Origin of the sequence: Paracidovorax konjaci, from assembly GCF_900112675.1 — a bacterium.
In the GTDB taxonomy this organism is placed as follows: Bacteria; Pseudomonadota; Gammaproteobacteria; order Burkholderiales; family Burkholderiaceae_C; genus Paracidovorax; species Paracidovorax konjaci.
The window spans coordinates 109,450-124,343 of sequence record NZ_FOMQ01000011.1 but is presented as its reverse complement, the minus strand read 5'-3'; the positions used below and the strand labels follow the sequence as shown (position 1 = coordinate 124,343).

General features: G+C 62.2%; 11 protein-coding genes. All 11 read left to right on the top strand.

Translation table 11 applies throughout. The annotated features are described in order from the left end of the window. Positions 1-2 precede the first annotated feature (2 nt). The 11 genes from tagH (at position 3) to BM144_RS16320 (ending at position 14,890) form a co-directional block, all read left to right on the top strand. Positions 3-2,228 (top strand): type VI secretion system-associated FHA domain protein TagH, encoded by a 2,226-nt coding sequence (gene tagH / locus BM144_RS16370; protein WP_092954457.1) that lies wholly within the window; start codon positions 3-5, stop codon positions 2,226-2,228. A gap of 38 nt (positions 2,229-2,266) precedes the next feature. Next, entirely contained in the window at positions 2,267-3,013 is a 747-nt protein-coding gene (locus BM144_RS16365; RefSeq protein ID WP_245783696.1) for a PP2C family protein-serine/threonine phosphatase, read from the top strand. Then, positions 3,003-3,617: a type VI secretion system lipoprotein TssJ gene (gene tssJ / locus BM144_RS16360; RefSeq protein ID WP_245783695.1), complete on the top strand. Its 615-nt coding sequence runs from the start codon at positions 3,003-3,005 to the stop codon at positions 3,615-3,617. The genes BM144_RS16365 and tssJ overlap by 11 nt, the downstream gene beginning before the upstream one ends. A 23-nt stretch (positions 3,618-3,640) precedes the next feature. Further along, the gene (gene tssK, locus BM144_RS16355) at positions 3,641-4,975 is read left to right on the top strand and encodes a type VI secretion system baseplate subunit TssK (RefSeq protein ID WP_092954448.1); all 1,335 of its coding nucleotides are present in this window, start codon (positions 3,641-3,643) and stop codon (positions 4,973-4,975) included. Between the two features lie 14 nt (positions 4,976-4,989). Beyond that, the gene (locus BM144_RS16350; protein ID WP_092954445.1) at positions 4,990-6,354 is read left to right on the top strand and encodes a DotU family type VI secretion system protein; all 1,365 of its coding nucleotides are present in this window, start codon (positions 4,990-4,992) and stop codon (positions 6,352-6,354) included. 3 nt (positions 6,355-6,357) lie between these two features. Further along, positions 6,358-9,984: a type VI secretion system membrane subunit TssM gene (gene tssM, locus BM144_RS16345; protein WP_092954442.1), complete on the top strand. Its 3,627-nt coding sequence runs from the start codon at positions 6,358-6,360 to the stop codon at positions 9,982-9,984. Beyond that, positions 9,984-10,673: a type VI secretion system-associated protein TagF gene (tagF, locus tag BM144_RS16340; protein ID WP_092954439.1), complete on the top strand. Its 690-nt coding sequence runs from the start codon at positions 9,984-9,986 to the stop codon at positions 10,671-10,673. The genes tssM and tagF overlap by 1 nt, the downstream gene beginning before the upstream one ends. A 39-nt stretch (positions 10,674-10,712) precedes the next feature. Continuing rightward, positions 10,713-11,747, top strand: coding sequence for a type VI secretion system protein TssA (tssA, locus tag BM144_RS16335; RefSeq protein WP_092954436.1), 1,035 nt, complete (start codon positions 10,713-10,715; stop codon positions 11,745-11,747). A gap of 152 nt (positions 11,748-11,899) precedes the next feature. Beyond that, positions 11,900-12,448 (top strand): type VI secretion system contractile sheath small subunit, encoded by a 549-nt coding sequence (tssB, locus tag BM144_RS16330; protein ID WP_092954433.1) that lies wholly within the window; start codon positions 11,900-11,902, stop codon positions 12,446-12,448. A 13-nt stretch (positions 12,449-12,461) separates the two neighbouring features. Next, positions 12,462-13,964 (top strand): type VI secretion system contractile sheath large subunit, encoded by a 1,503-nt coding sequence (gene tssC / locus BM144_RS16325; RefSeq protein WP_092954430.1) that lies wholly within the window; start codon positions 12,462-12,464, stop codon positions 13,962-13,964. Between the two features lie 146 nt (positions 13,965-14,110). After that, positions 14,111-14,890: a type VI secretion system accessory protein TagJ gene (locus BM144_RS16320; RefSeq protein WP_092954427.1), complete on the top strand. Its 780-nt coding sequence runs from the start codon at positions 14,111-14,113 to the stop codon at positions 14,888-14,890. Positions 14,891-14,894 lie beyond the last annotated feature (4 nt).

Here is a 14,894-nt window from a genome sequence, read left to right as displayed (position 1 = left end):
AAATGGATAAGGTCGAACTCAGGGTAATCCGAGATGCGGATGGCGGCGTAGGCCGTCTGTGGACTGCAGTTTTCGGCGTCGCCGGGGGAACCATCGGCCGCGGTGGGCAGAACAAGCTCGTATTGCCTGATGGTGATGCCGGGGTGGCCAGGGTGCATGCGATGGTGCGCATGGAATCTGAAGCCGCCTATATCGCCAATCTCTGCGAGCGGCGTTCCATCTTTGTCGCGGGAGCGGAGGTGCGCTCCGGCGAAGAGGTCCGCCTTTCTGTAGACGATGAAGTCCGGATCGGCCCCTACACGCTTCGTTCAGTGGTCCCGGGCGCGCCCCTGGAAGTCGTTCCCCCATCGGTACAGGCGGTGTCAACTCCGACCGCCGTGGATGCGGTACCCCAGTCTGATATGGCGCTGCTTCGGGCGCCTGCACCAGTGCAAGAGGTGGCCTCGTCTGCTGCGATGGATCCTCTGGCCGTCGGAGTGCCTTCGGATGATTCCGGTGACAACCCGTTCGCGATGCTGGGGCGTGTTCCGTCGCCAGGGGAAGCAACTGCTGCACCATCTGTCCCTGCGGCGCCTGTGGTTGGGTTGCCCGTACAGAATGTTCCTGTTCAGCCACCTTCAGCGCCCCCTCCGGTGGAAGGATCCAGCCCAAACCACGGATTCCCGGCCCAGGTTCCGGTCGCAGCTACCAACAAGCAAGCCGGCCATCGGGCACTTGTCATCCCCGAAGATTTCGATCTGTTTGCAGCGGATGTGCGCCGCAATGACGAGAAAAAGGACGTGTGGACCGGTGGGGCGCAGTCCAAGAGCCTCTCCGAGATCGCCAACCTCCGCCATGACGAATTACTGCAGTCGCTTCCCAAAGATGGGGAAAAGTTTGCACACGGCATGGACAACCCAGCGCATGCGGGGTTGCCCAAAGGTCTGGATCCCCGCAATGAACTGGACCCGATGCGGCTGTTCGGCGGCAGTTCCGGAGGCAGTCCTTCGTTGATGGACGATGCGCGCGCGTCGGTGGCTCTGGGTTCGGACCTGTCCCAAGCGTTCAGCATGCCAAAAAGCGTGCAGGAGCAACAGGCTGAAAGGTCCGATGTGCCATCGGGTTCCGCTCTGGTACTCGGCGGGCTGTTGCCTGCCGGAATGTCTGCGCTGCCCGGTGGGGATTCCACGTCCGAGAAGTCTACGGTGCCCACTGGCGTGACTGGCCCCGCTCCTTTCGCCTCAACGCCCGCTGCCGTACCACTCGAAGGCTTGCAACGCGTGGAGGGGCTTGATCTGGGCGCCTTCGGTTCTTTGCCCGCTTCGTCCAGCCCTTTGGATTGGCCGCAGAAGGATGCTGATGCACACCCGGCCCCGATTTCCGGCCCGGACTCGTCGAAGAGCGCAGCCGTGCCTCAGGACATCCTCTCAGGCATGAAGCTCCAGAGCGTGCCTGTCATTGCTTCGGTGCCGCTCTCTTCGGCTGCAACCGAAGGCTCCGTGGTTTCGCAAGCGGTTGTTCCTCCCGCTGCGCAGGCAGTGACCTCTGCGCCAGCCATTGAACAGCAACGGAGCGTCAAGACATCCGAGCCCACGGTTTCGCCGCTTGCCCCGGTGCTTCCTGATCTCGAGTCCGCCTCTCCGGCGGAACTGCAGTTGTTGATCACCGCGTTTCTGGAAGGGGCGGGTGTTTTGCCCAAGAAGGTCGAGGCGCGCAAGCTCAGCCCGGAATTCATGCGCTCTTTCGGAGAAGCATTCCGCGTCGCTGTGCAGGGAACCATCGATCTGTTGGCTGCGCGCTCCGAGATCAAGCGGGAATTCAGGGCCGGCGTGACGATCATTTCGTCCGGTGCCAACAATCCGTTGAAGTTTCTTCCCACCCCGGAGGGGGTGATCATGCAGATGATCGGGCAGAACTTTCCGGGTTTCATGAAGCCGATTCCCGCGATGGAAGAAGCTTATGACGACCTGCGCGTGCACCAGCTCGCTCTCATGGCAGGTCTGCGTGCCGCCTATGCCGAGGCGCTCGCACGCTTCGATCCGACGGAACTGGAGCAGCGTACGGATGTGACGGGGGGTGTTTTCGGGATGCTGTCGTCAGCAGGCCGCAAAGCTGCTCTGTGGGACGAGTACAAGAAGAGCTTCGCCGAGATTCGCCGGGGGGCCGAGGACGATCTGGCCGCCTTTTCGGGACAGGCTTTCCTCGAGGCCTACGAAAGCGCCGAAGCCGCAGCGAAGGCCAAAAAGTGATTTTTCATATAGCGGGCGAGGAGTTCCGATTCCGGGTCATGGCGGCCTCGATGTCGGAAAAGGGAGGCAGAGAGGTCAACGAGGACTTTTTGGGTCTGGTGGACGTCGGTCATCGCGGCCTGTGCTGCGTATTGGCCGATGGCGCCGGAGGACATGGGCATGGCGGGCTGGCAGCACGCATGACCGTGAATGCCGTTCTGGAGGGGTTCAGCCACAACCCGCTGTTCGCCCCGGCAGGGCTGGCTTCACTCATTTCGCTGGCGGAGCATGCCGTTGCAGGCGCTCAGCCCTTGTCGGTGTCCCGCAAGCATATGAGTGCTACGGTGGTATTGCTTTGCATCGATCGCAAGACGGGGCGGGCGCTTTGGGCCCATTGGGGAGATTCTCGCCTTTACTGGTTTCGGGACCAGAAGGTGCGGCAGATCACTGAAGACCACAGCGTGGTCCAGCAGCTCCTGCACGCGGGCGTATATCGAAACGAAGATCCTCGGCGGCTTCCCAACCGGAGCGTATTGGCAGGTGCCATCGGCGCTGAATCGCAGATTCCGCCGACCGTGTTGCCCCGGCCGATCGAAGTGGCAGCCGGTGATGCCTTTCTGCTGTGTTCGGACGGTCTCTGGGAGGGGCTGCATGAGGAGCAGATGGAGAGCGCCTTGCGGCACAGCCAGTCTCCTCAGGAATGGTTGGAACAGATGGAGGCCGCTGTGCGTGCGCAGGCCAGGTCGTACCAGGACAACTTCAGCGCGCTCGCCGTGTGGATCGCGGCCAGCGAAGATGGGGCGTGAACTGCGGCTGGCGATGTGTTTTCTCGGATTAAGGGAGTCGAATATGCATGGTGATGTGGCGACGCGTGGTGGATTGGCAAAGTTGGGTTCGGTGGCGGCCGCGATGGGGATTCTTCTGTCCGGTTGCGGCGTGATCAGCAATCTGAACCGTCCACAGGAAACCCCCACCGCGGTCCCTCCTGCGGCATTCGAAATCGTCGCCGACAGCGGCATCAACCCCGATATCCACGGAAAACCCAAGCCCATCCTGGTGAGGCTGTACGAGCTGCGTGCGACCGCCGCGTTCGATCGAGCGAGCTACCTGGATCTCCAGGACAAGGATGAAACGCAGCTGGGTGCCGATTTCGTGCGGCGCGAAGAAATTCTTCTGCAGCCCGGCGAGCGGCGCACGATCGAACGCAAGGGAAGTTCCGACGTTCGCACGTTTGCCGTGTTCGCGGGTTACCGTGATCTGGAACGCAGTACATGGCGTGCGACCATCGGTGCACCGAATTCCGTTGAAATGCGCCGTCGGTGGTGGGGCCTCGGCGAAACGGAGCGGCTGAAGCCTGTCCAGTACCGGATCACGGTGGGCAAGGACGCGGTCAAGATCCAATCTCCATAAGAACGAAAGCCAGAAGTCACATCATGGTTTGGCAGCGCAAGGTCGTCTGGGCAGAAGGCATGTTCCTTCGTCCGCAGCATTTTCAGCAACAGGACCGCTTTACCGATTTCCTGATTCAGTCCCGAACCCTACCCGCACAGTTTTTCTTCTGGGGGTTCTCCAAGCTGGTGCTCGACACAGAGTTGCTGGGCTTGGGGAAGGTCGGGCTGTTGTCCGCGGAGGGGGTGTTGCCGGACGGAACGCCGTTCAGTTTTCCGCACCATGACGAGATACCGGCAGCGCTGGCTATCGGCAAGGATGTGAAAGACACGGTGATCCACCTTGCATTGCCCATGCGTCGCAGAGCGGGTGCCGAGGTGACGTTGGGTGGAGCAGGGGGGGCTTCGGTCCGCTTCGCCGCAGAGGTGGCGGAAGTGTCCGACGTCAATGATGTCGGTGCGCAGCCCGCGGAGGTCCAGGTCGGGCAGATCCAGTTGTCTCTCCGAACCGCGCAGGACGTGACCGATGGCTGGGTCAGCCTGCCTGTCGCCCAGGTGGTGGAACGCAGGGCCGATGGCTCGCTGCTGCTCGATCCGTCTTTCATACCGACGGTGGTGAACAACTCCGAAATCTCCGGACTGGCCGTGTTTTGCCGGGAATTGTTCGGCTTGCTGCGTCAGCGGGGCGCCGCGCTGGAGGAGCGCCTCAGCCAGCCTGGCCGAGGCGGCGTAGGCGAAGTGGGCGACTTTTTGATGCTGCAGTTCCTGAACCGCTGGGAACCGGCAGTCGAGCACTGGGTGCGTGTGCGTGCCATACATCCGGAGCGGTTGTTCGACGACATGCTGAAGATGGCCGGTGAGTTGGCCACCTTCACCCGTGAACAACGCCGACCTGCGGCGATGCCCAGTTATGACCACGACGATCTGCGCAGCAGTTTCCTTCCGTTGATGCTCGAATTGCGCCGCGGCCTTTCCTCGGTGCTCGAGCAGAACGCGATCCAGATCGAGTTGCAGGAGCGGCAATACGGTGTGCACGTGGCGTTGATTCCCAGCACGGAACTGCTGACCAGTTGCGAGTTCGTGCTGGCAGTGCATGCGCAGACCGCTGTGGAATTCCTGCGCGCGCACTTTCCCACGCAGATCAAGATGGGGCCGGTGGAGCGTATCCGCGATCTGGTGAATCTTCATTTGCCGGGAGTGCCCCTGCGCTCGTTGCCTGTCGCACCGCGCGAGATTCCATACCACGCCGGCTACTCCTATTTCGAGCTGGACACGGGCCATGACCTATGGCGCCAATTGCAGAATTCGGGGGGGCTTGCACTGCACGTCTCGGGAGGTTTCCCTGAACTGCAGCTTGAGATGTGGGCCATCCGGCGCTGAGAGCGAAGACTTCCATGCAAAATTCCGTCAACGTCTTCGCTGCTGAAAACTATGGGCAGCGGCCTGGTCCGGCGCCATCTGCGGCGCCTTCCGGCAGCTCCGGTCCGGGGCCATCCGAAGGATTGCACAAGGCTTCCGGACTCCCGGATGTCGTGAGCGGCGGCAATCCTCTCGTGGCAGCAGCCAATACCCTGCTGAACCTGATTCCGCAGATCCGGCGGATGGCCACCAACCCGGACCCCGCAGCATTCCAGCATTATCTGCTGGAGTGCATCCGGCAATTCGAGAGTCGCGCGGGCAGTTCGGGCGTACCGATGGAAACCATCATCGGGGCGCGCTACTGCATCTGTACGGCCATCGACGAAGCTGCCGCGCAGACGCCGTGGGGTGGCTCCGGCGTCTGGCCACAGTACAGCCTTCTGGTGGCGCTCCACAACGAGACATGGGGCGGGGAGAAGTTCTTCCAGTTGCTCTCAAAGCTGGTTCAGACACCGCAACAGCACATCGACCTCATCGAGTTGATGTACTTCTGCCTCATGCTCGGGTTCGAAGGGCGCTACCACGTCATCGACAACGGACGCAGCCAGTTGGAGAGCCTCAAGGCGCGCTTGTTGCAGGTGATCGAGAGCACCCGCGGAGACCGCAGCGGGGCGCTGTCCATTCATTGGAAAGGCGTCCAGCGCGCGGCTGTGCCGCCGTGGAGCCTGGTCCCTTTCTGGGTGGCCGCAGTACTGACTTTGCTGATCGCATTCCTCATCTTTCTCTGGTTCAACTACCGATTGGCTTCCCGTTCGGATGAGTTGTTTGCTGCCATCAACGGGATACGGCTCCCCAAGATGCCCACGGTGGTTGCGGTTGCCGCGCCGAAGCCGCGCCTTCGCCAATTCTTGGAGCCAGAGATCCGAGAGGGCCTGGTGGAAGTCAATGACCAGGCCGATCGGAGCATCGTTACCTTGCGTGGAGATGGTCTGTTCGATCCCGCATCCACCGAGGTCAAGCCGCGGTACGTTGCGGTGATCCAGCGTATCGCCACGGCACTCAATGAAGTCTCCGGAAAGGTGGTCGTCAACGGTTACAGCGACAACACGCCGATCCGCACGGCGCGGTTCCCCTCCAATTGGCACCTTTCGCAGGAGCGGGCGCTGGCCGTGTCGGCCATGCTTCAGCGCACCATCACCGAGGGGCAGCGGTTGAGGTCGGAGGGCCGGGCCGAGAGTGATCCGATAGCACCCAATACCACGCCCGAGGGCAGGGCGCTGAACCGCCGCGTGGAGATCGTGTTGCTGGTTCCGCCCCAGTCGCGCGATGCCGAATTGCAGTTGACGCCGGGCCCGGCGCCCGCTAGCTCGCCTGCCAGGAACAGCACTCCGAAGAACTAAAACATGCTGCGCAAGATCTTTTCCTTTTTCTTCAACCGGTTCACGCTGGTTCTTTGCGGGTTGGTACTGCTCAGCCTGCTGATCTGGTTTGTCGGGCCGCTGGTCTACATCAAGCCTTACCAGCCGCTCGAAAGCGAAGCGGTGCGTGCCTGGATCATTGCCGCGATCTTCTGCGTCTGGTTCCTGAAACTGTTCATCCAGTGGTGGCGGGCCAAGGAAATGAACGCGCGGCTGTTGAATCAATTGGCGCGATTCGGTGCCTCCGACACCGTGGCAACTGAAGCAGGCCCCGGCAAGGAAGAGGTTGCCGAGTTGGAGAAGCGTTTCAAGGAAGCGATCGGCGTTCTGGGCAAGACGCGGTTCGGACAGACCGAGCAAGGCTGGTTCGGCCGCCTCACCCGACGGTATGTCTATCAGCTGCCGTGGTACCTCATCATCGGCTCTCCCGGCTCAGGCAAGACGACAGCGCTGGTGAATTCCGGTCTGGATTTCCCTCTGGCGGCCCAATTCGGCAAGGCGTCCATTCGTGGCGTTGGCGGCACACGCAACTGCGATTGGTGGTTCACGGACCAAGCGGTGCTTTTGGACACGGCAGGGCGGTACACCACGCAGGAAAGCGATGCAGCCCAGGACGGAGCGGCGTGGTCGGGATTCCTTGAATTGCTGCGTCGTTTCCGGGGCCGCCAACCCATCAACGGCGTGCTGGTCACTCTCAGTGTCCAGGAGCTGTTGAGTGCCGGCGATGCGGAGCGCGAGCGCCTGGCACGCTTGATCGGGTTGCGCCTGGCAGAGCTTTGCGAGGGCCTGTCGATCAAGTTTCCGGTGTACGTCCTTGTCACCAAGACGGATCTGCTTGCGGGATTCAACGAATTCTTTGGAAGCATGACCCGTGAAGAGCGGGCCCAGGTCTGGGGCTTCACCAACACGTACGTCGAGGGCCAGGTCCAGGAAGATCCGGGGCTGCAGTTCAAGCAGGAATTCGGAGAACTGACTGATCAGATCAACCGACTCCTACCGCAGCGATTGCTGGTGGAGCCCGATCTCGCGAGGCGAGGTTTGATCTATGGCTTGCCGCAGCAGTTCGTCGGCCTCCGGGACGTCGTTCAGCAGACGCTGTCGACCATTTTCGCGTCGTCCCGGTTCAAGGAAAAACCTCTGTTCCGAGGCGTCTACTTCACGAGCGGCACCCAGGAGGGCATGCCTTTCGATCGTGTACTCTCCGCGCTGTCGCGGCGCTTCTCCGTATCGTCGCCCGCATCGCAGGCGGCCGAACCGCGTTCGGGAAAGAGCTACTTCATCGAGACGCTGCTCAAGGGTGTCATCTTCAATGAGGCGGGGCTTACGGGCCGCAACGCAAAGAAGGAGCGACAACTGCGGCTGCTCCAGGCGGCGGGTTTTCTTGCACTGGTGCTTGGCTTGGTCGGTGCCACGCTTGCATGGACGGTGAGCCACGGCAACAACCAGAAGTACCTGGACGAAGTGCAGTCCAAGGTGCCTGCGCTTCGGCAGGCTGTAGAAGAGTCGCGTGATGCCGACCCCGAAAACATGGTGGCGCTCCTGCCCTTGTTGAACCATGCGGAAACCTTGGCTGTGAGTCAGCGCTACACGGACGACTCTCCGCCGCTCAACTGGCGATACGGTTTGCTTCAGGTGCCCAAGGTCCAGACGGCGGCCGACGCTACCTACATGCGGCTTCTGGAAGACGCATGGTTGCCGCGTCTTGCGCGGCATCTGCGCAATTCACTGCAGCAGGCATCTACCGCCAATCCGGAGGCGAGCTACGAAGCGCTGAAGGTGTATTTGATGCTCTACGAGCCGGAGCGCTTCAATCCCCGTGTGGTGAAGGCCTGGATGCTGAACGAGTGGGAGTCCACGCTCCCGCCTGCGCTGGTCCAGTCCGGCATGGTGGACCAGTTGGCCCACCACCTCGATCGGCTCATGGAAGACCGTGCGCTCGTGTCGCCGATCCCGATGGATCAGCAACTGGTGGCGGAAGTGCGCCAGCGCCTGGCGCAGCTGTCACCTGCGCAGCGGGCTTACAGCCGCTTGAAGCAGCTGCTCACCAGTGGGACATCGTTGCCTCCTGATTTCACCGTGGTGCGTGCGAGTGGCCCCGAGGCGCCACAAGTGTTCACACGGCGCAGCGGGAAACCGCTGACGCAGGGCATTTCCGGGCTCTTCACGTACGACGGTTACTACGGGGTCTTTTCGCACGAACTGCCGAAGGTCACCTCGCTGCTGGCCCAGGAGGAGACGTGGGTGCTCGGCAAGGCGGAAGGACAGCGCAGTGTCGCCAACGAGGTCATGACGGGCCAGCTCGCGCTGGAGGTCAAGCGCCTCTATCTCATGGAGTACGCGAAGGTCTGGGAGGACTATCTGGCGGATGTGCGGCCGGTGCGGGTCGCCTCGCTCGATCAGGCGGGAGAGCAGGCAAGACTCTATTCTTCCGCCAACTCCAGCCTGGAGCAGTTCATCCGAGCCGTGGCGAAAGAGACCACGTTGGCGCAGAAACCCGGAACGGGAGGCGGCACCAGCAGTTGGCTGGGCGACAAGATCAACCGCATCAAGGAAGAGCAGGAGCAGCTCAGCCGTCTCACGGGCAAACGTGTGAATGTGGGTGGCCTTGCCACCAGCACGACGCTGGAAGCGGATCTGGTGGATTTCCGGTTCAGGGAATACCGGCGGCTTGCGGCCTCCAATGGGTCAGGGCCCGCGCCCATCACTGCCAGCTTGCAGGTGTTGAATGAAGCCGCGGCCGTCATTTCTTCCGCCAAGCAGCAGATCAGTGCCGGCGGCGCTGTACCTCCTTCGCTGTCACCGGCTTTGGAGCGGGTGCGCATGGAGGCCAAGCGTGTGCCACCTCCGCTCAACAGCATGTACGAAGAACTCGCGTCCTCGACGTCCGCGTTGGTGGGGCGTGATGTGCGGGCCACCGTGGGGGGGAATCTCAACGCCACGATCGGAACGTTTTGCCGGCGTGCGATCGGGGGGCGATATCCCTTCACCAAAGGCTCCAGCAGCGACGTGACGACGGACGATTTCGCCAGTCTGTTCGCCGCGGGCGGGATGATGGATGAATTCTTCCGCAACAACCTGCAATCCATGGTGGACATCTCCACCACGCCCTGGCGGTTCCGACAAGGGGTGGACGGTACACCGGTGGGTGGCTCGGCCGCGCTGGCTTCTTTCCAGCGCGCAGCCACGATCCGTGACGTGTATTTCCGCGCCGGCGGGAAGATGCCCTCCATTCGCATGGACATCAAACCTCTGGAAATGGACGCCACGATTTCCCAGATGGTGCTCGACATCGATGGTGAAGTGCTGCGCTACCAGCACGGCCCGCAGATACCGAAGTCCATGACCTGGCCCGGCACGCGGGGAACCGGTCAGGTCCGACTTCAGATCACGACCGGAGGAACGGAAAATACAGGCTTGGTGACCGAAGGACCTTGGGCCCTGCATCGGTTTTTCGACCGGGCCCAAGTGCTGCCTGGCAACACACCAGAGCGCTTCGTCGCTGCTTTCGACATCGGGGGACGCAAGATGCGCTTCGAAGTCACATCAGGGAGCGTGCTCAATCCTTTCCGTCTGAAAGCCATGGAGGAATTCGAGTGTCCTGGCAATCTTTGATGCCATGGTCGCGGGCCCGACCCCGGGTAGCGTGGTTTGGAAAGCTGCCCGGGCAGGGGGATTTCGTCGGGCGCCGGATGCCCCGTGCCGTGAGCGGGCCATGGGACGACTGGCTCAGCCATGGCCTGGGGCATCTCAAGTCCACGGCGCATGGCAACTGGGAGCAGGCTTTCACGCAGTCTCCTCTGTGGTCCTTCGTGGTGTGCGGAAGCAAAGGGAGTGCACCTTCCTGCGGAGTGCTGGCTCCGAGCATCGATCGTGTGGGGCGCTGCTACCCCTTGACGGTGGTGGCGGTGGGAGACATGCCCCAGCAGGCGCTCGAAGCCGATGACGTGCTTGGGCGTTTCTTCGACGAGGCCTGCAAGGCCGTGATCGATGCCCGGAGGCTGGCTCTGCCCGCAGACGCACTGGACAGCCGGTTGTCCAGCCTGCCGTGGCCATTCGCTGCGGCGCCTGCCGTTCAGCAGCCCGGCGCCATGGCCGACATCCTTTCCGACCTGGGAATGGGGACGGGGGCAGGGCGGGGCGAGGCGATGTTTGCCCGGGGGCGGGAAATTCTGCGTGCAGGCCAGGCCGCCAGTTTCTGGTGGTCTTACCAGCCTGGAGCCGCGGGCCGGAGTTGCGAGCACTGGGGGGATCCCAATGAGAGCCTGTTCCTGAGGCTGTTTGGAAGCTCTGGCAATGCATAGCGATGTTCCCGCCGAGGCGGCGGGCAATGGAACGACGAAATGATCGATATCGAAGCGCTTCTCCAACCAACGGCAGATACACCGCCCAGCGGGCAGGATCTCACCTACGACGCTGAATTTCTCGCGCTCGAGAATGCTGCCAACGGAAAGCCGGAACAGCAGTTCGGCGATACCGTGATTCCTGCGGAGCCGCCGGATTGGCGCGATGTGGAACGTCGCGCCGAAGCGCTGCTGGTGCGGACCAAGGATGTCCGTATCGTGGCGTTGCTGTGCCGGGCATTGACCAATACGCAGGGCGTGCGCGGTATGTCTGCGGGCGTCCAATTGATGGCCGGGATGTTCGCTCGGTATTGGGACGATCTGCATCCCTTGCCGGAGGACGGCGACCATTTCATGCGCATGAACGCGGTGGCTTCCTTGAACGAGATTACCGGGCAACTGCGTGATCTGCGGCAACAGGATTTCGTGAAGCTGCCGGCAGGTGCAATCAGCGTGAGGGATGCCGAGTCCGTAGCGCGGGGAACGACCAGCGATGGCGGGATCAAGGTTTCTCTGGACCAATTGCGCATAGCGCTGGCCCAGGCATGGCAGCAGGGCGATGAATCGCTGCGCGCCTGGAACGCCGCCTGCGAAGCTGTGCGAAGCCTGCAGACGACCTTGCGAGACCAGCTGGGTTCTTCCCAGTTGCCTGACATGGACCAATTCCAGTCGTTGCTGGTGGCGCTCAATGATCTGGTGCCGCATGCGCCCGTGGGCGTGGCGGAAACCGCCGACGCGTCGGGCCAGGATGACGAGGCGGGGCAGGTAGCCGGTGCCGAGACAGGCATGGCCGGCAGTGCCGCAGGTACGCATACCGCCAAACCGGCAGGGCTGAGAACCCGCGCGGATGCCATGGCCCAACTGCTGGAGGTCGCCGCGTTCCTCGAACGCACCGAGCCTACCAATCCCGCGCCGCTTCTGATCCGCCGTGCGGCGAAGTTGATGGGGTTGAATTTCCTCGACATCCTGCGCGAACTTTCGCCCGACAGCGTGCAGCAGGTCGAGACGATCACCGGGGGGCAGCAAGCCCCGTGATTTTGGAAAACGAAATGTAACAGCGGTGTTGTGTTGCTGGCGGATACTCGTCCGGTAGCCAGGGGAGGCGGTGGAGGGCCCGCGTGCGGGAGCCCAGGCGGTGGATGCCGGCCGATCTCTGTTTTTAGCCTTATGAGAGAGAAGAGTTCAACATGGTGACCTTAAGCAAGACCGGTAAAAGCGGTCAGAAGTTCATTGCCCGCAATCGTGCCCCCCGGGTGCAGATCGAATACGACGTCGAAATCTACGGCTCCGAAAAGAAGGTCCAGATTCCTTTCGTCATGGGTGTGATGGCCGATCTCTCCGGCAAACCGGTGGAGGCATTGCCCGAAATCGCAGACCGCAAGTTCCTCGACATCGACATCGACAATTTCGATGCGCGCATGAAGTCGGTCAAGCCGCGTGTTTCCTTCAACGTGCCCAATACGCTGACTGGCGATGGCCGTCTCCATATCGACCTGACGTTCGAGAGCATGGATGACTTTTCCCCTGCGGCGATTGCCCGCAAGGTGGGCGCTCTCAATTCCATGCTGGAGGCGCGTACCCAACTGCACAACCTGCTCTCTTACATGGACGGCAAGCAAGGTGCCGAGGAACTGATCACCAAGGTCCTGAAAGACCCGTCGTTGCTGAAGTCGCTCGCAGCGATGCCCAACAAGCCGGCGGATAACGCGGCCCAGAAAACCAACGACGCTCAGTGAAAGGGGCTTCCGCATGAACACGACGACCTCCCTGGACGCGGGACAGCAGGGCACGCAGGTGCTGGAAGGCAACGAATTCACAGCGTTGCTTCAAAAGGAATTCAAGCCGAAGACCGACCAGGCCCGCGAGGCGGTGGAATCTGCCGTCCAGACGCTGGCGCAGCAGGCGCTGGCGGCATCGACCACGCTGTCGGACGATGCTTATCAGACGGTCCAGGCCATCATTGCGGAGATCGACCGCAAGCTGTCCGAGCAGATCAATCTGATCATCCACCACAACGAGTTCCAGCAACTCGAAGGCGCATGGCGCGGCCTCCACCACCTCGTGCACAACACCGAAGTGGACGAGATGCTGAAGATCCGCGTGATGAACATCTCCAAGAAGGAGCTGCACCGCAACATGCGCCGCTACAAGGGCGTGGGCTGGGACCAGAGCCCGATCTTCAAGAAGGTGTACGAAGAAGAATACGGACAGTTCGGCGGCGAGCCGTTCGGGTGCCTGGTGGGCGACTATTACTTCGACCACAGCCCGCCGGACGTGGAACTCCTGGGCGAGATGGCCAAGGTTTCCGCGGCGGCCCACTGCCCGTTCATTGCTGGCGCGTCGCCGGCCATGATGCAGATGGACTCGTGGCAGGAGCTTGCCAACCCCCGCGACCTGACCAAGATCTTCACCAACACCGAGTACGCCGCGTGGCGCAGCCTTCGCGACTCCGATGACTCCAAGTACATCGGACTTGCGATGCCGCGCTTCCTGGCACGCTTGCCCTACGGCGCGAAGACCAACCCGGTGGACGAGTTCGATTTCGAAGAGGAAACCGCTGGCGGCGACCACAGCAAGTACGCCTGGGCCAATTCCGCCTACGCGATGGCTGTGAACATCAACCGGTCCTTCAAGTACTACGGCTGGTGCACGTCCATCCGTGGGGTGGAATCCGGTGGAGCGGTGGACAATCTGCCTGCGCACACGTTCCCCACGGACGACGGCGGCGTCGACATGAAGTGCCCCACCGAGATCGCCATCAGCGACCGCCGCGAGGCTGAATTGGCCAAGAACGGCTTCATGCCGCTGGTCCACCGCAAGAATTCCGACGTCGCGGCCTTCATTGGTGCCCAATCGCTGCACAAGCCCGCCGAGTATTACGACGCGGATGCAACGGCCAATGCCAACCTGTCGGCGCGCCTGCCCTACATGTTCGCCTGCTGCCGTTTCGCCCATTACCTCAAGTGCATCGTTCGCGACAAGATCGGTTCGTTCAAGGAGCGCTCCGACATGGAGCTGTGGCTGAACGACTGGATCATGAACTACGTGGACGGCGACCCGGCCAACTCGTCACAGGAAACCAAGGCACGCAAGCCGCTGGCTGCTGCCGAGGTGCAGGTGGCTGAAGTGGAAGGAAACCCGGGGTACTACACCTCCAAGTTCTTCCTGCGTCCCCACTACCAGTTGGAAGGCCTCACGGTTTCTCTGCGCCTGGTGTCCAAGCTGCCTTCGGTGAAGCAGGCTGGCAATTGAACCTGCGGGCGCGCGGCACCATGTGCCGTGGCGCCTCGCTTGGCAGGGCGGCGTGGCAGGGCGCCTCCCTGTGCGTCTGCCTCCGGCACGCGGCGCACGCCGCGGTGCGTGATCCATAACGATTTTGCGGACCACCGCATCTACCCATGAATTTCGATTTCAAGCGCCCGCTGGACCGCCAATTGGCCGAGCTCAAGGACGCATTGCGAGCCAACCCGCAGGACTCCGCCTTGCGCGTGTTCTATTTCCAGGTCCTGGCGGTGCATGGCGAATGGCAGAAAGCGCTCGACCAGTTGCAGATCTGCGCCCAGCTGGACCGCAAGGCCGAGACCATGGCGCGCGCTTACCGCGAGGTGATCCTCTGCGAAGTGGCGCGCCGCGATGTGTTCGCCGGCGAGCGCACTCCCAATATCCTGGGCCAGCCTCCGGAATGGCTGGGCTGGTTGCTCGAAGCGTTGCAGTGCCTGGCTAAGGGCCGCACCGAGCAGGCTGCCGAGTTGCGCAACGCCGCGTTCGAGCAGGCTCCCGCCTCCGCCGGCGAAATCGATGGCGAGCCTTTCGATTGGATCGCCGATTCCGATGCCCGGATCGGACCGGTATGCGAGCTGTATGCCAACGGCAGCTACTACTGGGTGCCTTTTGAAAGTATTTCCCAGATCAGTTTCGAGAAGCCGCAGGATCTTCGCGACCTGGTGTGGTCGGCCTGCGAGGTCACGTTGCTGAATGGAGGTGTGATGCACGGCTTCATCCCCACCCGGTACCCCGGATCCGAGGCCGTAGACCGCGACGAGATCCGCCTCTCGCGCGCTTCCGAGTGGCGCGACCTGGGCGGCGACCAGGCCTTCGGGCTGGGCCAGCGTGTCTGGGTCACCGATCGCGCGGATGCGGCGCTGCTGGATGTGCGGCGCGTGAAGTTCGCCGAGTGAGCGG